Annotated in this window: 20 protein-coding genes; 6 read left to right on the top strand and 14 right to left on the bottom strand. The window is 69.5% G+C overall.

Annotated elements, in window-relative coordinates:
• Position 1: 1 nt before the first annotated feature.
• Both Raf01_RS22360 and Raf01_RS22355 read right to left on the bottom strand, forming a co-directional pair.
• Positions 2–343 (bottom strand): pilin, encoded by a 342-nt coding sequence (locus Raf01_RS22360; protein ID WP_239133812.1) that lies wholly within the window; start codon positions 341–343, stop codon positions 2–4.
• A 442-nt stretch (positions 344–785) separates the two neighbouring features.
• Positions 786–1655, bottom strand: a complete 870-nt coding sequence (locus Raf01_RS22355; RefSeq protein WP_203919928.1) for a hypothetical protein — start codon at positions 1653–1655, stop codon at positions 786–788.
• 1503 nt (positions 1656–3158) lie between these two features.
• Here Raf01_RS22355 and Raf01_RS22350 point away from each other — a divergent pair.
• Positions 3159–3668, top strand: coding sequence for a hypothetical protein (locus Raf01_RS22350; RefSeq protein WP_203919927.1), 510 nt, complete (start codon positions 3159–3161; stop codon positions 3666–3668).
• Between the two features lie 671 nt (positions 3669–4339).
• On the opposite strand, the gene Raf01_RS22345 is transcribed toward Raf01_RS22350, so the two are convergent.
• The 7 genes from Raf01_RS22345 to Raf01_RS22315 form a co-directional block, all read right to left on the bottom strand.
• The gene (locus Raf01_RS22345; protein ID WP_203919926.1) at positions 4340–6793 is read right to left on the bottom strand and encodes a glycogen debranching N-terminal domain-containing protein; all 2454 of its coding nucleotides are present in this window, start codon (positions 6791–6793) and stop codon (positions 4340–4342) included.
• 41 nt (positions 6794–6834) lie between these two features.
• Positions 6835–8268, bottom strand: coding sequence for an amidohydrolase family protein (locus tag Raf01_RS22340; RefSeq protein WP_203919925.1), 1434 nt, complete (start codon positions 8266–8268; stop codon positions 6835–6837).
• Positions 8269–8492: 224 nt separating this feature from the next.
• The gene (locus Raf01_RS22335) at positions 8493–10964 is read right to left on the bottom strand and encodes a glycogen debranching N-terminal domain-containing protein (RefSeq protein WP_203919924.1); all 2472 of its coding nucleotides are present in this window, start codon (positions 10962–10964) and stop codon (positions 8493–8495) included.
• 125 nt (positions 10965–11089) lie between these two features.
• Positions 11090–12772, bottom strand: coding sequence for a lipase family protein (locus Raf01_RS22330; RefSeq protein WP_203919923.1), 1683 nt, complete (start codon positions 12770–12772; stop codon positions 11090–11092).
• Between the two features lie 98 nt (positions 12773–12870).
• A complete protein-coding gene (locus Raf01_RS22325) occupies positions 12871–13194 on the bottom strand; it encodes a DUF3618 domain-containing protein (RefSeq protein ID WP_203919922.1) in 324 nt (107 codons plus the stop codon).
• Positions 13191–13685 (bottom strand): phage holin family protein, encoded by a 495-nt coding sequence (locus Raf01_RS22320; RefSeq protein ID WP_203919921.1) that lies wholly within the window; start codon positions 13683–13685, stop codon positions 13191–13193. The genes Raf01_RS22325 and Raf01_RS22320 overlap by 4 nt, the downstream gene beginning before the upstream one ends.
• Positions 13682–14683, bottom strand: coding sequence for a DMT family transporter (locus Raf01_RS22315; RefSeq protein WP_203919920.1), 1002 nt, complete (start codon positions 14681–14683; stop codon positions 13682–13684). The genes Raf01_RS22320 and Raf01_RS22315 overlap by 4 nt, the downstream gene beginning before the upstream one ends.
• Positions 14684–14781: 98 nt before the next feature.
• Between Raf01_RS22315 and Raf01_RS22310 the strand changes: the two genes are divergently transcribed.
• On the top strand, positions 14782–15726 hold the full coding sequence (locus Raf01_RS22310) for a LysR family transcriptional regulator (protein ID WP_275413022.1): 945 nt from the start codon (positions 14782–14784) through the stop codon (positions 15724–15726).
• A 46-nt stretch (positions 15727–15772) separates the two neighbouring features.
• On the opposite strand, the gene Raf01_RS22305 is transcribed toward Raf01_RS22310, so the two are convergent.
• Both Raf01_RS22305 and Raf01_RS22300 read right to left on the bottom strand, forming a co-directional pair.
• Positions 15773–16714: a hypothetical protein gene (locus tag Raf01_RS22305; RefSeq protein ID WP_203919918.1), complete on the bottom strand. Its 942-nt coding sequence runs from the start codon at positions 16712–16714 to the stop codon at positions 15773–15775.
• Between the two features lie 64 nt (positions 16715–16778).
• Entirely contained in the window at positions 16779–17183 is a 405-nt protein-coding gene (locus Raf01_RS22300; RefSeq protein ID WP_239133811.1) for a hypothetical protein, read from the bottom strand.
• Positions 17184–17689: 506 nt separating this feature from the next.
• On the opposite strand from Raf01_RS22300, the gene Raf01_RS22295 reads away from it, so the two are divergent.
• Positions 17690–17890 (top strand): hypothetical protein, encoded by a 201-nt coding sequence (locus Raf01_RS22295; protein WP_203919916.1) that lies wholly within the window; start codon positions 17690–17692, stop codon positions 17888–17890.
• A gap of 9 nt (positions 17891–17899) precedes the next feature.
• Entirely contained in the window at positions 17900–18766 is an 867-nt protein-coding gene (locus Raf01_RS22290; protein WP_203919915.1) for an LCP family protein, read from the top strand.
• A gap of 79 nt (positions 18767–18845) precedes the next feature.
• On the opposite strand, the gene Raf01_RS22285 is transcribed toward Raf01_RS22290, so the two are convergent.
• From Raf01_RS22285 to Raf01_RS22275, 3 genes are all read right to left on the bottom strand, one after another.
• The gene (locus tag Raf01_RS22285) at positions 18846–20714 is read right to left on the bottom strand and encodes a hypothetical protein (protein WP_203919914.1); all 1869 of its coding nucleotides are present in this window, start codon (positions 20712–20714) and stop codon (positions 18846–18848) included.
• A gap of 14 nt (positions 20715–20728) precedes the next feature.
• The gene (locus Raf01_RS22280) at positions 20729–21799 is read right to left on the bottom strand and encodes a glycosyltransferase family 2 protein (protein ID WP_203919913.1); all 1071 of its coding nucleotides are present in this window, start codon (positions 21797–21799) and stop codon (positions 20729–20731) included.
• Between the two features lie 729 nt (positions 21800–22528).
• Complete coding sequence (locus Raf01_RS22275; protein WP_203919912.1) at positions 22529–22717, bottom strand: hypothetical protein; 189 nt, start codon at positions 22715–22717, stop codon at positions 22529–22531.
• Positions 22718–23086: 369 nt separating this feature from the next.
• Here Raf01_RS22275 and Raf01_RS22270 point away from each other — a divergent pair, with 369 nt between their 5' ends.
• Positions 23087–23611, top strand: coding sequence for a (2Fe-2S)-binding protein (locus Raf01_RS22270; RefSeq protein WP_203919911.1), 525 nt, complete (start codon positions 23087–23089; stop codon positions 23609–23611).
• Complete coding sequence (locus tag Raf01_RS22265) at positions 23608–25974, top strand: xanthine dehydrogenase family protein molybdopterin-binding subunit (RefSeq protein WP_203919910.1); 2367 nt, start codon at positions 23608–23610, stop codon at positions 25972–25974. Before Raf01_RS22270 ends, Raf01_RS22265 begins: the two co-directional genes overlap by 4 nt.
• The last annotated feature ends 115 nt before the right edge of the window (positions 25975–26089 follow it).

Here is a 26089-nt window from a genome sequence, read left to right as displayed (position 1 = left end):
TCTAGACCTGCACGATGCTGCGCAAGACCGTCATCAGCACCGGCGCGAGCAGCGCCAGCGCATAACCGATCCCGGCTGACTTGAACGCGCCTTTGGCGCGCTCGATCTCTGATGGGTCGCCGCTTGCCATCAGGTAACGCACCCCGCCCACGGTCAGGAACAGGGTGGCCACCCCGCCGACGATGCCGCACACCCACCAGCGCAGGTGGTCGATGACCGTGGGCAGGTCGTAGGTGGCCGGCGGCGGCGTGGGCGGGCCGGCGAACGCCAACCCGGACGCGAGAAGGATGACCGAGGTGGCCACGACGACGGTGGTGACCACCCGCACGAGAATGCGAGACATGGACGAAAACACCTCCGGCCCGACGAAGCGGGGCAGTCGAAGAAGGGATGGGAGCCACTGCCGGAACCAGCCGGCGGGTCCGGGGCCGCGGGAGCCTTGCTCCTTTACATCCGAGTGCGGTTGAGGGTGAACACGACCGTCCGGCCGGCCCCGGACCCGCGGCTGAGGCCGGTAGTGGCGCGGGGAAGCCGCTTTCTCGACCTAGGGGTTTATGGCCGGTCGTCGGAGCGCTTCCTTGCCCACTCATGGCCGCAGTTGGATGCCCAACCCAGCCCGCGAACCGCGCTGGCCACCCAACCAACCCAACCGGCATCGGAAGCAGGCGACCGCGGTGGGTTCTCCCGGCCCCGTCGCAACAGCCGTGGAGGGACCCAAGAAGTGGCAGGGCGACAACCTCCCCGAGGTCGCCGCCCTGCCGTTCGCGGGTCCGTCCCTAACTCCCCTAGGCAGCCGGCGTACCGGGTACGGCAACCGCTCGGCTGGTCGCTGCGGCGCGCGGGGCAACTCGCCGGCGGGTGGCACGCTTGCGCACCGCGCGGGCCGCAGCTTCGATGATGGATACCCGGTCCAGCTCGCCGCCCGCGATCGCCGTCACCAGTCGCCGCTCCGCCTGACGCCGCCAGGCGCCGGCGACAGCTGCGGATATCCCGAGCCGCGCACCGGCCGTCTGCACGGTCTCGTTCTCCAGCCGGGTACGACTGATCAGGTACCAGTCCTCCGGCGACAGCACCCCGGCGGCGACCGCCCGGACCAGCACCCACTCCGGATGGTCGGCCGGCGGCCGGGGCGGCAGCGACCACGTCGCATGCACGGTGACGACCGGCGCGGACGCCTCGCGCTGCATCGCGTCCTTGACCGACCGGGCCGCAGCGTCCACCAGCTTGCCGGCGATCCGGTCATGGGCCAGGTCGATGTCTGCCAGCCGATTCAAAAACCCGGCGACCATCTCCGAGTCCCGATCGCAGGAGTCGCCGTGCCAGCCCCGGGCCAGCAGACCAGCCGCCCGCCGCAGACCTGGCATCGCCATACCGACCGCGGCGATCCGCCACGCCGGCGCGCCGCTGCGTGCCAGCTCAACCAGCCGCCGCCACACCGCGTCGCGCGTCTGCGGGCCCGTCTGATCGCACACCAACAGGTCGCGCAGCTCCCCCACCGGGATTTCCCGCTGGGGGAGATCAGGCACGCCGCGGCAGTCCAGGACCAGCGGGTCCGGCTGACAGGTCAGCAACTCGAACGCGCGCTCGGCGGCGGCCAACGCGGTCGTCGGCCACGGAATGCGCCGCACCGCACGCTCGTCAACGACGGTCGTCACGATCATGCTCCTTCAGGTCAGGATTCGCACGTCCGCCAGAGAACGTCCACTCGGCGGCGCACCAGGACTGTCCCAGCACGCCACACCGACCCAACCAGTTGAGTCGACAGCAGACTCGGGCCCGCGCGGGCGTCAATCCCGACGCCGTCGGTGTCCGGTTGGGCCGTCGGCGCTGCTCACCCATCCGTGAAATCCGCCGAGCGCCACCGGCGAATGCCGGACCGCCGCGCGCAGCTCCCGCCATCAGTTGGACCAGTTTGGCCAGTTGGGTCAGACTCACCCCATTGAGGCCGCGAGTCTCACCGCAGCCTCGCGCGTGATCCGCGTATCAGGTTCCCGGCGCCGGTGCGCTGGACCGTCGGCGTCAGCGCCACAGACCAACCGGTCCGGCCACAGCCGGTACTGGTACCGGTACGACTTCCCGGTACCGGCTTCTGGGCGGTACCGGGAACCGGTGCGGTACCGGGGAGCCGGTGCCGCCCGCGTGCGCGGACGGGCGCTGAGTCGAGCGGTACCGCAGCAATCCTGCCGTGGGGGGTACCGGTTCGCACGCAGCTGCACCGGTGGCACCGGTCCCGCCCGCCATCGGAGCAACGACCCGCCGGTAGCGCACCCAAACCAGACCCGGTACCGGCGATACGGCCACGCAACACCCACCCGCGCAGGCGTTCCTGTCGGCAGGGCCGCCCGGGTGCGTACCGATACGTGCCAACCGCTGACCGGCACCCGTCCCGGCACCGGGAGCCGTACCGGTACACCGTCGCCCGGTACTTACCGTGGTTAGCAGTACCGGGCGGGCACCGGTGGCAGAAGAAATGGGGACCGGACGTCCGGGACCGGTACACCCGCCCAGTCCCGGCACCCGAATGGTTACCTCCGGTCGGCCCGGCCACACCGTCCCCTCGATGCCACCCGCGTTTACCGCCGCATGCCACGGAGCGCCGGACCTACCCGGTCTTCAGGGTGTGTCAACGGCCATTGGGAGCTCCGTGTGGGCGCGTACTGCTCAGGCAACGGTTGGATGGTCAGCGCCAGGCCGCTACACGAGTTGGGTCGCCCTCGCCTGACTGGGAGCCCAACTGGGTCAACTGGTGGCACGCTGCGCACCCCACTGGCGGATACGCGGTCCAGTTGGGTGCGTCCGGTTGGGTCAGCGTCTCGACCGGCGTCCAACCAGTTAGGTCAGTTGCCGCTGGTGCTTCATCGGCGGCGACGCGCAGGGGGCGAGTTGGGCCATGAGTGGGTGTGAACACGATCAGCCGCGCGCGGAAGCCGCACCCACCCATGACACCCTCTTCTCATCAAGAACAACCCCCGGATAGTCCGGTCGGCGACGGCAGGCAACAGAGCGCGTCGATCGATCGGTACGGGGTCCTCGAACCCCTCGCCACAGACGACGCTGGATTCAACACCCGACCGGTCCCGGTCACCGTGTGGCACGTCGCCGCAGCAGGCGCCGGCCAAAGCGCTGATGGTGACGCGTTCGACACCGTCCTGGCCGGAATGATCGTGGCCGCCTTCGCCCGACCCGACAGCACGATCGTGGCCCTTGGCCACGACCCGGCGCTGGCCGGCGCGGCCGGCGCCTTCGGCTGCGACTACCGGACCGTGGCCACGGCAAAGGAGTTGGCCGACCTGGGGTACATCGCCGGGCGGGTCGCCCTTGTCGTCCTGCCCTGGCCATCCGGCGAGCCGGATGGCGTGTTTGAGCTGGCCGCGCTCCAGGACATGTTCGCCGCTTGCCGAACGCTGCTCGCCCGCGATGGCGTCACCTGCGTCGTCCTGACCGCTGATCGGTTCAGCGACGGCTACGACCAGCACGGTCCCCAACTGGTCTCGGCCGCCGACGACAGCGATCTGAACTTGATCCGGCACATCCTCGCCGTGACCGAACCGGTCGCTGGCTCGCATCGACCACCGCACGCGACCACCGCAGTGTCGTCGGCCGACCATGTTCGATCACACATCCGCAAGCACGTGCTGTTATTCGTCATCGGTGGCCGACGTGGTTAACCGCTCGACGTGTGCCCAGGCCCGCATAGTCGCTGATGCGGGCCGCAACGTGGCAGCACCGACGGTGCGCATCGAGTTCGCATCGCCTCGCCCACTCTCCCCATCGTGGACCGCCGGCTCGGGGCGTATAACCACGCGCGCTGCGGCGGCCTCGGTGTAGGCCACGTGGTCCGGCGTGCCGCCCGGTTCCGCGTAGTCGGCCAGGACGATCTCCACCGGGTAGTCGCCGGGCGGTACGGCCTGGGCGAATGCGTACCGCAGCGCCGGAAGTTGTCCGGCGGCTCGGCGGCCACCAGCCGGCCGCTGGGCAGCCGTAAGTCATCAACGCGTCCGATACTCACGATCACCACGTACCCAGCCTGAAAGTGGCTGAAATCGTGCCTGCGGCCCGGCGCGAGCAGGTCCTCCAAGTCCGGCGTCTGAGGCTCACATCTCACCGATGACCCGGACCCCGAATAGCGGCGTCAGTATCGAGACTGGCCGCTTCGCCAAGAAGCTACGCCGCGCGGTCTCTTCGAGAATCGCGGCTCGCGAGGGCAGCGAAACCGCGTGCGCGGGCCTTCTTGTGCACCACCAGCTGCGACGCGAACGGAGCCGCCAGGTGGAAACCTTGACCGGGATCCGCCGATAGGCGCTCCCGCCCTCGTATCGTTGCCAGTGGCCGACGGTGCTCACGCTTGTCTTTCCGGGGGGGCGATGTCGATGCGACCGCGCCCGAACGCGTCGATGCGGCCCCACTTGCCTGGGATGTCGAGTAGCTCAAGTCGGCCGATGTGACTGGGGAGGGCGGGCTCGACCTTCAGGTGGTCACCGCGAGGATCGAGACCAAGCAGCGCCCGCAGCAGAAGCAGTGTAGAGCCTGCGGACATTGCGTGCGGCCGGCACGCGTGGGGGTACTCGACGGGGTATTTGGTCTGTTCGCGATCGTAGCCAGCGAACGCTTCGGGCAGTCGGTTCTGGAAGTACTGGGAGGCGTCGATGATGGCGTCGGCGATGAGGGCGGCTTCCCGCGCCAGTCCGTAGGTGCGCAGGCCCCAGGCGATGAGCGCGTTGTCGAACGGCCAGACCGAACCGGTGTGGTAGCCGACTGGGTTGTATCGACGGGCGTCGGTGGCCAGAGTGCGTATGCCCCAACCGGAGAAGAGCCGGTTCCCGGTCAGATGTTGCGCCAGCCGTTGTGCCCGATCGGCGGGAACGATGCCGCTCCAGAGCAGGTGCCCGATGTTCGAGGTCAGGGCGTCAACCTGTCCCCCGTCGGGGTCCAGAGCGAGCGCATAGTATCCGCGGTCCTCGATCCAGAAGTCGCGGTTGAAGCGATCCCTGAGGTCGGCCGCTCCCCGCTCCAACTCGTCGGCGTAGACGGGATCGTTCCAGAACGTGCGGGCCAGGCGCGCGCAACGAACCTTGGCGTCGTACGCATACCCCTGCAGTTCACAGGTGGCCCGAGGAAGGTTGGGCAGCCGGCCGTCCTGGTAGGAGATGGCGTCCCAGGAGCTCTTCCAGCACTGGTTCTCAAAGGTCTTGGCGGGATTGCGTGACTGGTACCAGATGTAACCGGTACCCAACGCGTCGGCGTAGGTATCGATCCATGCCAGGCACAACCGCGCCACCGGCTCCAGTTGCCGAACGAGGGCGGCGTCGCCGGTCCAGCGTTCGTACTCGTCCAGCAGGATCAGCCACAGAGGCGTCGTGTCGGCGGCGCTGAACAGCGGCAACGGCTGCTCGTCGAATGCGGACAACTCGCCCAGCCGGGCCTCGTGCCAGATCTTCCCGGGCTCCTCGTCCTGGAAGTCGTTCAACTTCTTTCCGCGCTGGTTGCCCAGCATCAGGGTGGTGACCGCGAACTCGGGCGTGAACGGCAGGGTTTGGAAGCTGGTCAGGATCGTGTCCCGGTTGAAGATCGTCATGAACCATGGCAAGCCGGCGGCGGGCAGGTGGGTCTGCATGCCCAACACCTGGTACCGCAGGGCGGCGAGGTCGACCAGGCTGCGTTGGTAGGTCGCCGAGAGCGTCTGCCATTCGGATCGCAGCTTCGGCGCCTGGGCGAGCCAACTGTCCAGTTCCTGTCGCATCTGATGCTTGGCTCGGCTGTGCCTGCCCTGCAGGGTCCTCCTGATGTCCCGGCCGTCCTGGCCCAGCGTCTCCACGTGCAGCGTGGTCGACCAGTTCTGGTGTGGTTCGATCCGGACGTCGAACGCCATGCCGCCCTCGTCGATCTGGGCCGGCTCGGTGGAGGAGATGACGGTCTCCCGACAGAACGTCTCCCGCTGGTAACCGAGGCGAAGTTGCCCGAATTCAACCTGGGCGTAGTAGTTGCCTTTTCTGTCGTTCCGGTCTCTGATCGCGCAGACGTCGGTGAAGTCGCAGCCGATGTCTATCCGGATGTGAACGTCGGCCGGCTCGTCCCGGTGGTTGAGCACGGTCAGCTCCTCGACGAGGCTGCCAGTGATCGACTGCTGCCTCACCACGGACATCGTCGGGCTGACTTGGTGCAACGGTGTGCCCGGGACGAGGAAGTAGCGTGTTTCGTAATACTGCAGATCGTCCACGGACAAGGGGTGCATGCCCTGTCCATCGACGGTCAGGTGCCACAGCGACAAGAAGCGCGTGTCGAACGCGAACAGTCCGGTCGGCAGGATCGGCGTCGGCGCCATGTCCCCTCGATCGTCGGTGACCGCGAAGATGTTGCCGTCCAGGATGCGCCGCCCGGTGTCGGCTGCCGCCGCCTCGGTGACCGGCGGTCCTTCCGGCACCACCATCCTCGTATGCCCGACCTGCCGCGGGTCGCGGGATCCCGGTCGACCTGGGAACATCCGCTCGAACACTCGCATCAGGGGCAGGCTGCCCTCGATCGTGAACCGGCCGCGCAGCCATGCCGAGACCGGGCTGCCCTCACCCGTGACGATCCGGTCGAAGGTCGTCTGGTCGGTGCAGACCCGCGTCTGGGCCTCGTGCTCGCTGTCCTCGCTGACGCTGAGGTCTCCATCGTGGATCTCAACAAGCCAGCGGCGCACCCGATCCTCGTCCTGGACGTCGAAACGCAGCGTGCCGCGGACGTTCGTGAACCGGTCGTCGTGGCCACGCTCGGCCAGATCCGCGAAGAACTCGACAGTCGGGTTGCTCATCAGCCTCTCCTTGGTGGACAGCGGCGGGCCCGTATCGACTCTCAGTCGGGATCCGTGTCCTGTTGCAGCGGGCGCCAGTCTCCCCCGATCCTCGGGGTGCCGAGCGTGGGGTCCGCCGCGGCCCGCTCGAAGACGTCGTCGCGGGTCTGGCTGGCCCGCCGCCGCACGGCGTCGATGTCGGGATGCAGCAGTCTTCCGCCGCGCTTGATCGCCCGTCCGTTCACGAAAACGCTGTCGACGTGGCCGGCGTGCGCGTTCTGCACGATGGCACCGAGCGCATTGTTGATCGGACTCAGTGCGAGGTCGTGCGCATCGAGCAGCACGAGGTCCGCCTTCTTGCCCGGCGTCAGGCTTCCGGTCACGTGCTCGAGGCCGAGTGTGTACGCGCCGTTTGCGGTGGCGAAGTCGAAGACGTCCTTGACCGACACCGGTGCACGCGGAAACTCGTCCGGCTGGAACTGCAGGGCGCGCTCGATCTGGTACGTCGTACGCATGACGTTGAACATGTCCCCGGAGGCCGCCGCTGGGACGTCGACCGACAGACTCGGCCGGATGCCGTGACGCAGCATTCGGCCCGTCGCCGGGAAGCCCAGATGTAGTTCCATCTCCACGGTGGCGGCGACCGACGTGCTACCACCGGTGTCGGCGATTATGGTCAGCTCGTCGTCGCCGAGCAGGTTGCCGTGCACGTAGGTCACGCCCGGGCCGGTCATTCCCCGCTCATGCAAAGCGGCGACTGGCCGGCCGCGCCCCTGTTCCATGGCGCCGAGATGGACCGTGATGGGAAGATCGAGCTCCGCCGCCAACAGCCAGTCGCCCTCCGCCACCGGCATCGTGGAAAACTCGGGCCCCCGCACGGCCAGTGCCATCGTGACCAGGTTTCGGGCGCCGTTGTTGTCCGAGAAGTGCTGCGTCCGCACCCGTCGCACGTCCCCCGTGTGCGGCACATCGCTGGGAAAGTTCCACATCGAGTGCCCACCGCCGTGAGCGAAGACCGCACGCAGACCCGAATCCCGTAGCGCTTGGACCGCGGCATCGGTGTGCTCGGGCGTCTCCACACAGTGCGACCAATCCAGCAGTGTGGTGACGCCGGCATCCAGCGCCTCCAGCGCCCCGAGCAGTATCCCGTTGTAGGTGTCGTACGGACGCATGTACCTGGTCAGCCCCAGGATTCCCGTCAGGTACTGCTGAACGTCCCAGTCGGCGCCCAGCGCGCGAAACGACGCCTCCCAGGTGTGGCGGTGACTGTCGACGAAGCCCGGCATGGCGATCATGTCGGTCGCGTCGATGACGGCGGCACCGTCAACCACGATGCCGGGCGCCACCTGGTCGATACACTCACCCACGACGAGCACATCGCCCCCATCGATCACGCCCAGGTCGGCGTCGCCGGTCACCACGGTCGCATTCTTGATCAGGATCGGTGCGTCCCGGTTGCTCGCCATGGCTTGGTGCACCCCTCGCTGTACCAGCACGGTCCGATCCGCGCAGCGGCGCACGAAGCACGTACGCAGGCGAGCGATACCCGTTTCGGTAGCACCGGTCCGCTGCACGCACTCGCGCGATCAGTCGAAAAGATGTACCCCGGACCCGATCTTCTATGTGTCCTCCGGCCATCGCGCGACGCTCCTCGGCGGGCAGGTCGCGGTTCCCAGCAATGGGCCTCGGTGACCGGCGTCGGCATGGCACCCACGCCCGCTCAGGTACGGCTGGGTTTGGGGCCCAGTCCGAGCTGTGGTCGCTGTCCCTGCACCACGTTGACCTGTACCCGGCCCCGCCCGAATGCGTCGAACCGGCCCCCTCGCCAGGGAATGTCGAGCAGCTCGATGCGGCCGATGCCGCTGGGCAGTGCCGGGCTGACGGCGAGGTGGTCCGGGTATGGTTCCAGGCCAAGCATCGTGCGCAGCAGCAGCAGCGGTGCGCCGGTCGACCACGCCTGCGGGCTGCACGCGGTCGGGTACTCCACTGGATACCTCGTCTCTGACCGCTCGTAGCCGCCGAACGCCTCGGGCAGGCGGCCGGAGAAGAAGTTGGCCGCGTCGAGGATGCCGCTGGCCACCCGCGCCGCCTCGTCGGCGTACCCGTACCGGCGCAGCCCCCAGGCGATGAACGAATTGTCGAACGGCCAGACCGTCCCCACGTGGTAGCCAATGGGGTTGTAGCGTTGCTCCTGGCTACCTAGGGTGCGGATTCCCCAGCCGGAGAAAAGCTGCGGTCCCAGCAGGTGCCCGACGACGTCGTCCGCCTTGTCCTTGTCGACGATGCCGCTCCACAGCAGGTGACCGATGTTCGAGGACAGCGCGTCGACCAAGCTTCCGTCGTGGTCCATGGCCAGCGCGTAGTAGCCCCGGTCGCCGATCCAGAAGTCGCGGTTGAAGTGTTGCTTGAGGTTCGCCGCCTCCTCCTCCAAGCGCTTCGCGAGGCCCGGGTCGTCCCAGAACTCCCGAGCCAGCCGGGCGGCCCGCATCTTTGCGTCGTAGGCGTAGCCCTGCAGCTCACAGGTCGCCCGAGGAAACCCGGGCAGCCGCCCGTCGCGGTAGCAGATGGAGTCCCACGAGTCCTTCCAGCACTGGTTCTGCAGCCCTGAGTGCTGGTTGCGGGTCTGGTAGGAGATGTACCCGTTACCCATCAGGTCGGCGTACTCCCCGATCCAGTTCAGAGCCGCCCGTGCCTCCTTCTCCAGGGTGCGGACCAGTGTGGCATCGCCTGTCCACCGCTCGTACTCGTCGAGCAGGATCACGAACAGCGGGGTCGCGTCGGCGGTGCCGAAGTACGGTGAGTGCGGCTGCTCTTCGAAGGCGATCAGTTCGCCGTAGCGCAGCTCGTGCAGGATCCGTCCGGGGTCCTCGTCACGGAAGTCATCGACCCGACTGCCCTGCCAGATCGCCATGGTCTTCAGGGTGGTCGCCGCGAGCTCCGGTTGGAATGGCAACGCCTGCAGGCTGGTAAGGATGCTGTCGCGGCCGAACATGGTCATGAACCACGGCAGGCCGGCCGCCGGCAGTGTCCTGCTCGCCGCGACGAGTGGGGAGAAGCGCAGCGCGGCGAGGTCGACAAGGCTGCGCTGGTAGGTGTCGCTCAGCGGTGGCCAGTCGGACTGCAGCTGGGGTGCGCGCTCCAGCCACTGCACCAGGTCGTGCTCGAGTCCGACCGGATCACGTCGGACGATGCCGGCGATGCGCCCGGTGACCGGCGTGCTCGGTACGACGTTGAATTTCGTGGACCAGCGGCCGTGCGGCTCGACGCGGACCTTCACGGTGATGCCCTGCTCGTCGAGCAGGGCGTCGGCGGGCGCGGTGATGGTCGTCTCGCGCTCGAAGCTCTCCCGTTCGTAGCGAAGTACCAGGCGACCGTCCTGCACGCTGCCGTAGCTTCGCCCCACCTTGCCCATCGCGTTCTTGACTTCGAACAGGTGTGCGAAGTCGGATGCCGCGTCGATGCGGACGGTGAGGTCGGCCGGCTCCTCCGCATGGTTGAGGATGACGAGTTCCTCGCAGAATCCGTCACACACGGTCCGCTGGCGAATCACCGTGAGCTTGACATCGACGTACAGGCTGCCCGCGCCTGGCACCAAGAAGAATCGGCTCTCAAAGTAGTGCAGGTCGTCGATGGACAGCGGGCTGAGCCGCTGACCGTTGATGGTCAGCATCCAGGTCGACAGGTATCGGGTGTCGTATGAGAACAGCCCCGTCGCGTCGGCCGGCGAGGCGTGGATGTCGCCCCGGGTATCGCAGACCACGAAGGTTGCGCCATCGAGGATCTTGATGTTGCCGTCGCGGCTGATCGGCGCCTCGTCCGCGCTGAGGCTCAGTTGGCGGTCGCGGGGCGTGGGGGGGCTCACCCCCTGCGGCGCCGGAAACAGTCGCTGGAATAGGGCCAGCAATAGCGGATTGCCCTCGATGACGACGGTGCCGCGAAACACCGCGGCAAGAGCGTTGCTGCGGCCGGATGCCAGCGTGTCGAAAACCGCCCGGTCGGCCATGACGATGCAGTCCGCGTCGGCGGCCCCTCTGCCGACTGTGATGCCTCCGTTGCTCAGCCTGACGATCCAGTACTCCGTGCGGCCATTGTCCCGGATGTCGAAGCGCACGGACCCGTCCGCCATCGTCAGTAAGGGCTCATGCTGCCGACGGGCGAGTCCCGCGAAGAACTCGTCGGTGGCATCCCCCATCCGTCCGCCCCCTCCCTACAACCCTCACAGGGTCGTACCGTGCCGGGTGATACGGCATCACCCGAAACGGACGATGAAGGCCGAGCGTCGAACCACACGGAGCGGGCGACCGGGCGACCGGGCGTTCAGCGTGGCAGGCATCGGTCCGGATGGTGGCGCTGCGTCGGAACCCCAGCGACGGTGTCCCAAACCGGATTTAATTGCACCTTCAGTGCCGGAGTCTGCCATGCGGCACCGACGCTCTGGATCAACGCGTAGTCCCAGCGGTGCCGGGGCTGCACCTGCTTGGCGTTGAAGAAGTCGATGATGCGTTGCCGCGCACCCGGGTTGTCGATGAGCAGGCCGTGCGGCGCGGGTATCTCAACCACCGAGATCTGCGGGCTCAGCCCGGGCGGGTTGGCCGACGCGTCGAGGGTGGGCAGTAGCGCGATGGTTTCCACGCCGGCGACCGGGCACAACAGTTGCTTGCCCCGGAACAGCGGCGCGTTGTTCAGCAGGGAGCGCAGAAACGGTTCGTCGGGGCTGTTGGGTAGCCCGGCGGTGAGGCTGAGCGCACCGAGGATGCCACGTAGTTCCCAACCGGTGGCGATACCCCAGCCGGTGTGCGCGCCCGGTGGTGGGTAGTAGACCCGCCCGGCCCGTACCAGAGGACTGAGCAGAGCGACCAGATCGACCTCGAGGTGCGGCGTGGTCCTCAGATAGTACTGGGTGATCAGCGTGCCTTCGCTTTCGCCGAGTATCGACACTCGATGCCCGGTGTCTTTGTGGATCTTCGCGATCTGGGTCGCCAGCAGCCGTGCGCTGGTGACCAGTGACTGATGGGTGTCGGTCGGGTGGTACGGCTTCGGCCGGCCCCGCTCATCCAACCCTTCATAGGAGTACCGGATGATCGGCGGCGTGAAGCCGCTCGGCTCCCCGCCGTACGAGGAGTTGTAGCCGGCCACGAAGATGACCGGTTGCTCGGCCGCACGGGCCTCGACCTCGGCCAGGGTCGGCGGCTCGCCCCGATGGGCCCGGTCGACGCCGCGTTGCGAGACGCTGCCCAGCCCGAACATCAGCGCGGCGACGACGGCAACGGCGATCGGGCTGACCGGGATCCGCGCCCAGCGCACGGCGGTAGACCGCACGTCCACACGGACCGCCAGGCCCCACAGGAAACCGTTGCAGCCGCCGATGACCGCCGCGGCCACGACCTCCCAGCCGTCAGGTACATAACCGACCAGGCCGCCACCCGCGGTAAGAGTGACGAAGTTGGCGACAGAGATCCCGACGGTGGCAGCCGGCGGTAGGCCCCGCCACCACGAGGGAACCATCCCGGCCCGTTGGAGGAACGGCGCTAGGATCAGCAGCGGAGCGACCTCGCCCAAGAGAAACAGGCCGAGCGAGACGTCCGACAGGGCGACCGACAGCGCCGCCCACGGAGTCAGCACAGCGCCGAACACGGCGGCGGCGACGACGCTGCGACGGATCAGCACAGATACTGGCGGCCGGGCGACCTTCGGCGGCCAGGCCACAGCGATCAGGAGCGCACAGAACACGCCGCGCAAGACGATGGCCGCGACGGAGAAGGCGACGAACTGCGCCCAGGTCCGGTGGTACACCAGCACCCATCGCAGGTCGTGGAACGATCCGTAAGGCCACAGCGCGCTGATCTGCGGGGTGACCTGGAGGCTGGTGTGCAGCCCGCCCACGTAACGGACCAGATAGGACTCGACTGCCGCGGGTATCGCGCACAGCAGGAACAGCAGGGCAAGTTGCCGCGATCGGGCACGCGTGAACGCCCGTACGGAGAATTTCGCCGCCCTCACTTGCTTTCCCTACCCCGGTCGCAGTCGGCTACACCCACCGTTCCCGCGGTCGGTCTCGCATCGCCGTCGCCGCAGTGTGAGGGTGGGCGGCTGAGCGCCTACCGGCGGCGACGACGGGCTGCGATCGCGGCGAACAGCGCGCTGACGCCGGCGAGCAGCAGCCCGACCACCCAGGGTGCGGTCCGGCCGGCGAGGCTGCGGTACCCGGTCGCCACCGCCCGCTCGGCGGCGTGCAGCTCGCCCGTGACGGTACCGGCCGCGCCGACGGCGGCCTGGGCGGCGCGGGTCTTGACGTCGGCCTTCGCGGTCAATGCCTCGACCGTATCGGCGAGCTCGTCGCGCGTGTACGCGATCCTGCGCCGCAGCGCCTCCGGTTCGACCCGGGTGCCGGCACCGTCCTCGGTGGGAGCGGAGTGGTTCACCGGTGACCTCCCTTGCGCCGGGCAGCGGCCTTCAGCGCGCTGACATCCTCCCGGATCGAGGCCACCGCCCCCTCCGGTACCGGCGGGGACATCCGCTTGACCTGCCGGATGCCGACGAGCCCGAACAGCCCCGCGACGACCAGCAGCCCCGCCCCGACCACCAGCGCGGCGGCCCAGTCCGGCAGGACGCGGGCGACCAGCAGCACGACGCCGGCCAGCACCCCGAAGACGCCATAGAGGCTGATCACTCCGGCGGTACCGAGCAGTCCGGCTCCGACGCCGGCACGTTTGGCCTTCGCCGACATCTCGGCCCGGGCCAGCGCCAGTTCGTCGCGTACCAGGGTGGACAGCTGATCGGATGCCCGCTTGATCAGCTCCGCCGTCGACAGCGACCCGGCGACCCCGTCCGGCGCCTGCCGCTCGGTGGTCGTGACCACCTCGATCCGCCCGCCCTCGCCGGCCGGCTGTTGCGCATCGGAGACCGTGCTCATACCTCTGATTGCCCGCGCATCGACCCCGGTAAACCGGCCGGCACGCCGACCGTGGGAGCCGGCGCGGCCCGGGCCGGCGACTGGTCCGGACCATGGCGAGGCGGCAGGCGCGCCGAGCCGGACCGGTCGAGGACGGGGCGCCGCCGGTGGATCAGCACGACTCCGCAGATGCTGATGGCGCCGCCGAGCAGTTCGGCGGGGTGCGGCACCTCGCCGAGCCAGACGTAGGCCACCGCGAGCGCGACCGGTGGGACCAGGTAGAGCGCGGCGGTCGACGCCGCCAGCGGCAGCCGGGCGACCGCGTACCCCCAGCTGACGAAGCCGAGCGCGGACGGCAGCAGGCCGAGGTACCCGGCCGCCAGCGTCGCGGCCGCGGCTGCCGACGCCACCGCGCGTGCCGTCTCGGGCGCCAGCGGGACGAGCAGCAGGGTGCCGGTCCACATCGCGTAGCTGGCGACCTCACGGCCGCTGTACCGGCGCAGCAGAGGCTTGCTGGCGAAGTGGTACACGCCCTGGACCAGTGCGGCGCCCAGCACCGCCACCGCGCTGGCCGACAGCCGCACCGGACCGTCGCCGGACAGGGTGATCACGGCGGCGCCGGCGATGGCGACCAGGCTGCCCAGCACGGTGTACCGGGTGAGGTGCTCACCGAGCAGCACGGTGGCCAGGATGACGCTGAACACCGGGGCGACGGACACCAGCAGGCTCGCGGTACCCGCGGCGACGTGCACCTCGCCCCAGTTGAGCAGCAGCTGGTACGCGGCCATCCCGGTCGCTCCACACAGGACGATCAGCGGGAGGTCGCGCCGGCGCGGCAGCCGGATCTTCAGCACCGGGGCGGCAAGCGCCAGGGCGGCGGACGCGACGGCGAGCCGGGCCAGGGACAGCCCGGCCACCCCGAGACCGTCCACCCCGACCCGGATTGCCGGGAAGGCGGAGGCCCAGAGCACGACGGTCCCGCCGAGGGTTCCGGCGAGGGCGAGGAATCGGCCGTTCACCCGGTCGACTGTGGCGCATACAATGGGAAAGGTCTAGTTATTCTTTCCTTGCCGATCATTAAGAAGAGCTTATCCATCTCGGAAGGGACGGCACCCCGGTGTTGGACGCACGGCGCCTCCGACTGCTTCGCGATCTCTCGGTGCACGGCACCGTGGCGGCGACGGCCAAGGCCCTGCACCTGACCGCCCCGGCGGTCTCCCAGCAGTTGGCCGCGCTGGAGAAGGACGCCGGGGTGTCACTGCTGGAGAAGCGTGGCCGGACGCTGCGGCTGACCGCCGCCGGCAGCCTGCTGGTCGAGCACGCCGAGGTCGTCCTGGCCGGGCTCGCCGCCGCCGAGGCCGACCTGCGGGCGCTGCGCGACGGCGGGCGCGGGTGGGTCCGGGTGGCGGCGTTCCCGTCAGCGGCCCGTGCGCTCCTGCCCGGCCTGCGGCGCCGCCTCGGTCAGGGGCAGCAGCGGCCGCCCGAACTGTCCATCGTCGAGCATGAGCCCGGCGCCGCGACGGCCGCGCTGCGGCACGGCGAGGTCGACCTCGCGGTGGTCCACGCATACAGTCTCCTGCCCCGCGCCGTGCCGCCCGGTTGCGAGCAGCACCACCTGCTCGACGAGCCGGTGGTGCTGGCGATGCCGGAGGCGCTCGCGGCCCGGCTGCGCATCGCCCCCGGACGCGGCGTCGACCTGGCCCGGCTGGCCGGCGAGGACTGGCTGCTGCCCGGACCGGAGACGTCCTGCCACGAGCTGGTCGGGCGGGCCTGCGGCGCGGCCGGGTTCGTGCCCCGCCCGGTCGCCGTGGCCAGTGACTTCTCGGTCCTCGTCGCGCTGGTCGCCGCCGGGGCGGGGGTGGCCGCCGTGCCGCGTATGGCGCTGCCCGCCGACACCCGCGGCGTCAGCCTGCACCCGCTGCGGCATCCGGTCACGCGTACCGTCTCGGCGCTGACCGCGGCCGGCGCAGCCGGGCATCCCCGGCTGCGCCGGGTCCTGGACTGCCTGCGCGACCAGGCGGCCGCGTTGGCGGACACCGCGGCGTCGCTGGCCGGTTCGTAGCGAGGGCTCGCCGGAGGCCGCCGGACGGCGGCACCGCGACCGGCCACTACGGGATTCGACGTGTCCTGTGCAGGTGCCGCCCGGTCAGTGCCGCGCCGGCGACCAGTATCACGATGACGACCACCAGGGACCAGACGAGGGCGGAGTGCGTGGCCAGGGAGGCGAACGGTCCGTCGTGCCCGGCGGAACCGAGCCTCAGGCGCTGGGTGACGCTGTGCTGGATCAAGCCGCTGGCCAGATCGACCCGGACGGTCCAGGGCCCGTCCGGCAGGTTGCGGGGAAGCGCGGCGGTCACCGTTCCGGACTGGCCGATACCCAAGGTGGTGTCGTGGGACACGCGGAACGGTCCGGCCCGGGTACCTGCCGGACCATCGGTGAGCGTCACCTGCCCGGACAGGTCCAGCGCGCGTTGCCCGGTGTTGTGCACCGCGATGCTCAGCGATGGTTGCCCGTGGCTGTTGCGGGCGGCGACGAGCCGGCCGATCGCGAAGTCCGAGGGTGGGTCACCGCCGGGGCCGACATCCAGATACACCCGGACACCGACGCGGTAGACCTGGGTGACGTTGGCCGATGGCTGGTGTCCAGACGTCACCGAGGCCCAGACCACCGCGTAGCGTTCACCGTTGGTGACCTTCGTGGGTACCTGGATCGTCACCTCCGACGGTGCCTGCGCCCCGGGGGCAAGATCAAGCTCGCTGGGTGAAGCATTGATCCAGGACACGAGTTCGTTGGCGGTGCGGCCACCGGCGAACTGGAAGCCCCCCTTGTCGACGCTGGCCGCAGCGGGATAGATCGCCACGTGCAGCTCGACCGTCGACTTGTTCACCACCAGGACGCGCCGGTGGATCACAGTTCCGGGCGTCAGATGGTCGACGATGTATTTCAGCGCGCGGGGGTCGGAGCGATTGTCCGTCGGGGCGTCGAGCAGTTGGATTCCGAAGCTGCCACTCTGATCGGTCTGCGCAGCGGCCTGTCTGGCCGGGGCCACCAGGGCCAGGCCAGACAGGCACAGCGTTGCCAGAAGCGTCCAGGACGCCAGACGAGCAGGTCGCTCACGCGACCGAATGCGTCACCGTCCCGGTGTAGGTGCCCGCGACGTTGGCCAGCGGAACATTGATCGCGAGCGTCGGATTCCAGGTCGCTGAGTTGACGCCGGTGCCGCCGGTATGGGTGAACGCGGTCAACGGGGTGGTGTTGTCCAACGGCGCGGGGGTCAATGACGGGGTGAAGGTCCCGTTACCCGTGGTCGCGGTGGCTGGACCCGAGGAATAGTCGACGTCGGTGGCCGCCACGGTCTCCGCGGCCGTCGCTGTGCCGGTGGTGAAGTCCGTTGACGTGACGGTGGCTTCCCAGTCGGCTGGATCCGTGGCCCGGGTGTCGCTGACGGTCACCGCGCCGAGCTGACCGGTGATCGTGGTACCCGGCGCACCAGAGCCGATGGTTGCGTTGGCCGGCACAGTGATATCCAGGGTTCCGGCGTTGACGTCGAAGGTTGTCGACGTGTCCCCCGTAGGGGCCGCGGACGCCGGCGCCGCCGCGAACCCAATGGCAGCGACAGTGGCAGCGGCGAGGGGCAACAAAATCTTTCGGAAACGCATGATCTGTTCTGTCCTTAAATCCTGATTTAGACGACACCGTCATCTTATAGATACCTATCGGAGCCCATGGGCGTAAACCGACTTAACTCGCGGGATCGGAGCCCCTGACGCATCGGGCATCCCATGTTCTGATCAGCAGAAGTCCTGCTCGGCAGCCAGTTGTGGCAAGCCTCGAAAGACCGCGGACCTTGGCCCAGCTGAGCAGCACGTCCAGCTCCAGTCCACCAGGTACCAGACAGTCGAGCCGTCCCCCGGTCCGAGTACGGTGTGGCGTTTTTGCCCAGTTTTCATGGGTTATGCGTAATCTTCGGCGAAGGTGGAGCGATGGCTCACCCGGGATCCGATGGCAAGGAGGACGTGCGGCCATGGACGGCATCTTCCTGGGAGGCGACCGGCCCTTCGAGACCCGTGGCGAGCGGCAGCGCGCTGGGCGCCACCGAGCCGATCGCGACGACTTCCCGGACACCTCCAAGCGGTGGAATCGGACGCTGGCAGCCATGCTCACGGTGCTCTTGTTGGTCTGCGGTGCCCTCGCGACAGCCGGATTTCTGCTGGTCCGTCAGTAAACTGGACAGGTGCACCGGGAGGATCTGCTGGGTGCGGCCCGCGCCTCGGGCGACACCACACAGCCGAACTCCGGGCCACTCAACCTGCTGGTGCTCGGCTCTGGTTCCCGGCGGGGCGAGCCGAACCGGGACAACCACTCCGGGCAACGGTCCGACGTGGTCATACTCGTTCACATCGACGCGAGCCGGGAGGCTGCCGCGATCATCTCGATCCCGCGCGACAGCTACGTCTACATCCCCGCCTCGGGCAGCACCTGGGGTGGCGGGATGAACAAGCTCAACGCCGCGTTCGCCTTCGGCGGCGCCCCACTGGCCGCACAGACGCTCACCAAGCTCACTGGCGTAACACTCGACGGAGCACTCGTCGCGACGTTCGAGGCGACCCGGCGCATCGTCGACGCCGTGGGCGGCGTGGACGTGTGCCTGCCGTACACCGTCGAATCTTCCGACACTCACCGGATCTGGACGGCGGGCCGCCACCACCTCAACGGCGACGAGGCGGACGACCTCGCCCGGCACTACGACCTGCCGGACGCGAACCTGTCCCGGATCCACGACCAGCAACTGGTCGTCCAGGCGCTGGTCAAGAAGCTCAGCACGCAGAACCTGTTGACCAAACCGTTGCAGTTCAACAAGCTGCTGGCCACCGTGGCCGACGCAATCATCGTCGACGAGAGCCTCGACCTGACGAAGCTCGCGCTCGCCCTGCGGGAGATCGACCCGTCGAACGTGAAGTTCGCGACGGCGCCGTACTCCCCCATCGAACTCCAGACGCCGTATGGCTCAGCGATCCAGTTGGACGACGCGAAGTCGAAGGCATTGTTCGCCGCAGTGCGCGACGATACGGTCACGACGCGGCTGTCGAACCAACCGTGACCGCCCGCGCCTGAAGGTCGTGCCGTCACTGACTTGTCATGATCGGTGTCGACCATCGGCCGAGACGGCAAGCCTGGCCTTACGCGAACTCCCGCGGCTGGTAGGTCTCGGCGTAGCGGGATCCCGGCACCGACCTGCCGGTGGACAACTGCCACGGCTGGTCGAGGCCGGTATTCGTGTGGGAGCCCCGACTGGCCGTCTGGTCGCCACCGCTTCCCTTTGCCGCGGCGGCCGGATGGACCGTATCCTCGTCGGCCAAAGCGGCAAGCTCAAGGCTCTCGGTCAGGACGGCGAACGGGGCGGACAGCGCGTCCACCGTCTCCTGGCGCCGGTGCCTAGTGGCCAGGGATATGCCGACTTCCGGAGCCGTCCGCGGTAGGGCTTCCGGAGTGCCGTTCGTCAATGCGTGCCGTGGTGCGGCATGAGCGGCGGGTGTTTCCGCCTGCGCGGCGGATGCCGCGGGCGCCAGTACTGGCTGCCCTGCCGGCAGCGGCGGTTGGATGGGCGCTGGCGCGGCTACCGCCGGCAGCGCTGCTGCGGCCGGCATCGGGGCGGGCGCCGAAGCCGCGGCCACTTCCACCGCCGCCGGCTGCCGGGTCGGCAGGGTCAGACTCTGGTACCGCTCTGGTCGCGTCTGGCCGGCCGCGTCGATGGCCACGATGCCGACCACGGGCAGGTCCAACTGCCGGATGAGCATCGCGGCGCGCTGTGCCTCGGCCCGGCGTGTCACACCGGTCCGCACAACCAGCAGCAGCCCGTCGGCGTACCGGGTCAGCGCGGCGAGGTCGGCGCCGGCGAGTACCGGCGGTGCGTGCACGATGGCGATGCCGCCACCGTCGGCGGCGGCGTTGACCAGCCCGCCGATCTCCCTGCTCCCGATCTTCTGGGCGTTGCTCGGTGCCGGATCCGTGCGCTTTCGGCGCGCGGCGGCGATGACCGACAGCGTGGCGGACCCCGGAAGCGGTGCCACCGCGCGGTTGTCGGCCAGCGCCTTCGCCAGCGTGCACTCGGCAGCCTCCGGGAAGTGCCCACCGATACCCGGTCGGTGAGGCTCGCCCTCGATCAGGGTGACCCGGTCCTGACCCTCGGACATCGCCAGCGAGAGGAGCGCGGACACCAAGCCTTTACCGTCGTCGTCGTGCACGCTGGTCACCAGCAACCTGCGGCTCCGTAGCGGACTCGTGAGCACAGCCAGGGCGGCCACCGTGCCGGCCACCGAGTCGGCTACGCCGCGGCGGGTGTAGAGAGTGCGGGCGTTGTGCCGTGCGTATCGGCCGGGCAGGCGTGGAAAGATGCCCAGCAGTGGCAATCCAAGCTCGCCGGCCAGCTTGGCCGGCCTGCGCAGGCGATTGTCGACACGACCGTCGAGCCAGCCGACGCCGAGTCCGGCCAGCAGCCCCACGAGCGCGCCGAGAGCGTCGTTCAACCGTCGATTCGGCGACACCGGCGCGGCCGGTGGACTCGCCTCGTCGAGGATCTGCGTGGCGACATTGCCACCGACGCCGATCTGCAGCAGGGCGAACTGACGCACGGTGGCTTGTGTGGCGGCGTTGGCGATCGCCGCCGCGTCGGTCGCGGAGGCCGCGGTGGCCCGGATCGTGACGATCTGTGTGCCCGGCTGGTGGGAGCTCTTGACATGGCCGGCCACCGCACTGGGAGGCAGCCCCAGCGAGGTCGCGGTGAACAGGGCCACTTCCCGCGACTGGGCGAGTTGCGCGACGGTCGGCAGGAGATTCTGAGCCAGGGCAAGGTCGGCCACCTTCGCCTTGGTGGTCGCGTCAACGGTGCTGGCGGTGATGACCAGCGACGCGCTCGCCTCGTACGTCGCCGGCATGCGATGGGTCACCGGTTGCGCGGCCACGAGTCCGATACCCGCGCCAAGCAGCGGAACGACCAGGTAGCGCCGGGCCGCGCGCAGCGTCGCCCGGACATCGAATGATCTGCTCATGAGGTTATCGCCGTTCAGTTCGCCGGAGTCGCCCGCGCGGGGTCCGGTCGTTGCGAGGAAGAGCCACCGCCGGACGGATGGCTCAGGTCTTTCTGATCTGCCGGGGCCGCCGCCGTGCGCTCGGGATAGCGGCACAGCGAGGCGAACGGCGCACCCGTCCGGGCCGCGAACGCGATCCCGGCTATTTCGCTCCAGGCCCGCAGGCGGGCCGCGCCGGAGCGGGGTGCGAGAGGCAGCCTGGTACCGGCAAGGACGATCCCGATGAGCGCCCGAACCAGGACAGCCGCTCGCACCATGGGGAGCTGTTCGGCCCGGTGGCGGGCGAAGAACACGAGCATGCTGCGGTACAGGTGGGGCCAGCTACGAACGGGATCGGGGCTGCTCGCGCCGCCCACGTGGTACGCCTCGACCGTGGGCAGATACGCGGCCTTGGCGCCTTCGGCCCGGGCCCGAAGGCACAGCTCCTCATCCTCGTAGTAAAGGAAGTAGCGTTCGTCCAGACCACCGAGGCGGACCAGCAGATCGGTGCGCACGGCCAGGCAGGCGCCCGACATCCAGTCGACCTCGACCGGACCACCCGGTTTGCGGCAAGCATCGTAGGCTCGGCGCCGACGGGCGCCGCACAGCAGCCGACGCAACGCCAGCGGCAACAGGCTCCCGCAGAATCGCCAGGCCAGCCCGCTGCCCAGCGACTCGAAGGGGTGGGCGCTGATCGCAACCCGCCCGTCCGGTCCGATCAGCCTCGGGCCGGCGATACCGACCGACGGCCGACCGCGCAGAAGCCGCACCAGCTCGTGCGCCGTCGCGGGCGGCACCACACAGTCCGGGTCCACCAGCAGGACGATGTCGGTCTCCACAGAGCTGACGGCGTGGTTGACCGCCGCGGCGAAGCCGACGTTGACCGGGTTCGCGACCACCGTCACGTCCGGGAACTCGCGGTCGATGATGTCGAGCGTCCGGTCCACGGACGCGTTGTCGACCACGCGCACGGCCAACTCCGCCTGACACAGCGAGGTCAGCGACGCCGCGATGTACGCCTGCGAGTTGTGGGTGACCACGATCGCGGTCGCCACCGGGGCGTTCACGTGAACATCCCCGACACCCCAGCCACAGGCCGCGCCTCGGCTAGCCACGCGGGAGCCTCCGCAGGAGTTCGACGATGGCGGGTATCCAGCGTTGGCGCCGCGACCGGCCGGACGTGACGCCAGACCCGACCCGCGTGGTTGGACCGGCAGCTTGTACACGCGCCGCGGGGAGCGGGGCGGCGTGTGACGGAGCCCCGTGTAGTGGGGCCGCGTGCAGGGGAACGGCATCGAGCGCAGTGGCGTGGCGCGGGGCGGCATAGAGCGGGGCTGTGTGCAGCGAGGTCATCGAGTGCCGCGACTGTTGCTCCTCCAGCGCGGCCGTTTCGACTTCTGGGGCGCGAAGGCCAGTCGCATCAGACACCTGCGGCCGACCAACTTCCTCGGTCGACGTCGCCGCACGGGTCCGGACCGCACCAACCGGGGTGACGGGAGACCTCATTGGCTGACCTCCTCTCAGCTGCACGCCGCCTGCGCTGTCGGAGACCCACCACTTCCCGGCAGGCCACATCAGGCACGTATCGGCCATATATGCACCGAAGGTGTGCATCAGTGCGAGACAGGCCGAGACTAGCCGCTAGTGGTACTCCGGTGCACATTAATGACAAAGACGGCTATTTCACATGGCTCCTCCGCTTCCCCCAGCGCTGAGCCTGCGCAGGCACCCTTCCCCTCGCCCCGCACCGCCGGCCGAAGGGTGCGGATGGTCGCGGACCTGGGTTCCGACCGTTGTCAGGACTCGCGCGAGGCCGCCATGCCACGAAGTTCCGCGATCGACGGGAGGCGGTTGACGTAGGGGAAGGGCGTTGAGGCACTGGGCAACAGAGCCCACGGCGCGGGCCGATCGGCGCGAGACGCCCGCGGACGCGCGAGCCGGGTCAGCAGCAGGCCGAGGATGATCATCGCGATCGCGAACGCCACCCGACAAGCCCCGGTGCCCGTCGGAGAGGAAGCGGTCACGCCAGCGCCGCTGGGACGACGTCACCGGCCGCCAGACCGGCGCGGTGGCCGGCATCGGGCACGACGCCAGCCCATCGCGTCCGAGTACCGTTCACGATGAGGTCGCCGCCGGACCTCTGCCGGCGTCGAAACGCTTGTCCGCGGTGGCGGCAGCGCGTGTGCCGGATATCGCGGAGATTCCGCCGACCCCTGCCGGGGTAAGGCGCCCGGGCATCCGTCACGCGCAGCGACGAAAAGACACACATTGATAACGGCGTCCGTGTGCGATGAACGGTCGCACGGCGGTGGTGCGTGGATCACGGGCAGAGCCCCGGATTCAAGGAGTTAGATGTGCCGACGCCGCTGACCCGGAACCTGACCGTGAACGGCCACCATCGACGGGTCACCGTGCCCGACGACACCGAGCGCCTGCTGTACGTGCTGCGCGAGCAGTGCGACCAGCGCGGGCCGAGATTCGGCTGCGGCGTCGCCCAGTGTGGAGCATGCACCGTCCTGGTCAACGGCGAGGTCACCCGCTCGTGTGTCACGGACCTGAACGCGGTGCCGGAGGGCGCGGCCATCCGGACGCTGGACGGCATCGGCTCCGAAGCGCGCCCGCACCCATTGCAGCGAGCCTTCGTCACCGAGCAGGCCGGCCAGTGCGCGTTCTGCGTCAACGCGATGATCATGGGATCCCTGGGTTGGATCGAGTCGCGCATCGCCGAGGGCAACCGCGCGGTACCGTCCCGGAAGGAGATCGCCGACTACCTCTCGGGGGCGCTGCCCGAATCCACGTTCAACTACCTCTGCCGGTGCGGGACGCACACCCGCATCGTCGAGGCGATCCACTCGGGTGCCACGGAGATGGTGAAATGACCGCCGGCGCACTGTCCCGGCGGGGCTTCCTGAAGGGCGCCGGCTCTCTCGCCGTGGGGTTCGCCCTGGCACCGGCTCTCGGCCTGCACGATGTCGCCGCCGCCGCGCCGAGCCGCGACCGTGAGCTGCGCGTCGACCCCGCCACCCACGCCGGGGCCGACGACTCCTGGCTGATCCTCGCCCCAGGCAAGACGACCATCTACAGCGCCAGGGTCGAACTCGGCACCGGCGTGCAGACGGCGCTCACCCAGATCGTGCTGGAAGAGCTGCGGCTCGGCACGCACGGGGTGGACTTCGTCCAGGGCGACACCATCCACACCCCGTCAGCGTCGACCACCGGCAGCAAGTCCATCCAGACCGGGGGCCCGCTGCTCCGGCAGGCCGCGGCGACCGCGTACCAGGCCCTGCTCGGGTTGGCGGCCGAGGACCTGCGGGTCGCGCCGAGCCGGCTCGCGGCCCGGGACGGCGTCTTCACGGTCATCGGTACGCCACGGCGGGTCACCTACGACCACCTGCTGAGCAAGGCGCACATCCTGCTCACCGCGGACGACGCCGCTCCGGTCGTGGCCCCGGCCGACTACCGGATCGTCGGTCAACCCGTCGCGCGTGCCGACCTGCCCGCGAAGGCACACGCCACGTTCGCGTTCGTCAGCGATGTGGTGGTCCCGCACATGCTGCACGGCAAGGTGATCCGACCGACGGGGCGCAACTCGACGTTCTCCTCGATCACGCCCGACTCGCTCGCCCGGGCCCGGGCCATCCCCGGCTTCGTCCAGCTCGTCCAGAAGGGCAACTTCGTGGGCGTCGTGGCCACGTCCGAGTACGCCGCCTCGGTGGCCGCGGCGCCGGCGACCGGCGTCGTCGTGCAGTGGGAACCGGGACCGCCGCTGGCCCCGCAGGAGACTCTGGACGCGGAGCTGCGCAAGCCGGAGAACCACTACCTGGACTACACCGACCAGAACGTCGGGGACTTCGGCACGGCCTTCGCCGCGGCGGAGCGGCAGATCACCGCCCGGTACTTCAGCCCGTTCCAGATGCACGCCGCGATGGGCGCCTCGTGCGCGGTCGCCGACGTACGCGCCGTACCCGACCCGATCACCGGCATCCAGGCCACCATCTGGTCGGGCAGCCAGAACGTGTACGGCCTTCGGGGGGTGCTCGCCGCGCTGCTGTTCGGCTCCGCCGACGACGTGCAGCGGGTGTACGTCAGGTACGAGGAGGGCTCCGGCTGCTACGGACACAACGGCGCGGACGATGCCGCCGCCGACGCGGCCCTGCTCTCCCAGGCGGTGGGCAAACCGGTCCGGGTGCAGTGGACGCGGCAGGACGAGAACGGCTGGGAGCCGCTGGGCGAGGCTGCCTCGCACGATCTGGAGGCGGGCATCACCGGGGGCCAGGTCGTGGCCTGGCACCACCGCCTCTACGCGCTGACCGCCAACAGCCGCCCAAGCGGCAACAACCCGGGTACCGTGCTGGCCGGGACGCTGACCGGGTTCCTGCCCGCCGACCTGCCGGACAACTCCCACGACTCCTCCGGCCGCAACGCCCCGGTGACCTACGACTTCGCCAACTGCCTGACCGACGCCAAGCTCGTGCGCAGCTTCAACACCGACCCGGCCAATCCGCGCCGGGCCACCGCCCCGCTGACCTACCGGTTCCTGCGCACGACCGCGCTGCGCTCGCTCGGTGGCTTCTCCAACTCGTTCGCCAACGAGTCGTTCCTCGACGAGTTGGCCGCGGCGACCGGGCGGGATCCGTTGCAGCTGAGGCTCGACTCGCTGGCCAGCGATTCCCGCGCGCAGGCCGTGGTCGCCGCGCTGAAGCCCGCGTGGAACGCGCGTCCGGCCGGCGGGAACGGCGTCGGTGCCGGCATCGCGTTCCACCAGTACGAGGTCGAGTTCGCCTACGTGGCGACCTACGTCGAGGTTCGGGTCGACCAGGCCACGGGTGCGATCGCGGTCACCCGGGTGGTCGTCGCCCACGACTGCGGTCTGATCATCAACCCCGACGGGCTGCGCAACCAGATCGAGGGCAACGTCGTGCAGGGCATCAGCCGGACGCTGAAGGAGCAGGTCGCCTATGGGCCGGTGGCCGGTACCGCGCACACCGGCGTCACCAGTGTCGTGTGGGACACCTCGTCGTTCCATCCCGGTCCGCAGTACTCGGTGATCCGCTTCGACGAGGTACCGCCGATCGAGGTGATCCTCATCGACCGGCCCGAGGAGCCCGCCTGGGGCGCGGGCGAGCCCACGATCGGCACCATCGGCGGGGCGATCGGCAATGCCGTGTTCGCGGCGACCGGCAAGCGCGTCCGCCAACTGCCGATGACCGCGGAGGTGGTCGCCTCGACGCCGGTAGGCTGAGGCCGGGATCCGGCCGAGCGGTGCCGGCCCGGCGGGCCAGCGCCCGGCGGGCCAGCGCCCGGCGGGCCAGCGCCCGGCGGGCCAGCGCCCGGCGGGCCAGCGCCCGGCGGGCCAG

This window comes from Rugosimonospora africana (genome assembly GCF_016862975.1).
Taxonomy (GTDB): Bacteria; Actinomycetota; Actinomycetes; order Mycobacteriales; family Micromonosporaceae; genus Rugosimonospora; species Rugosimonospora africana.
Note: the sequence above shows the minus strand (reverse complement) of the source record. Positions and strands in the feature narration are given on the sequence as shown.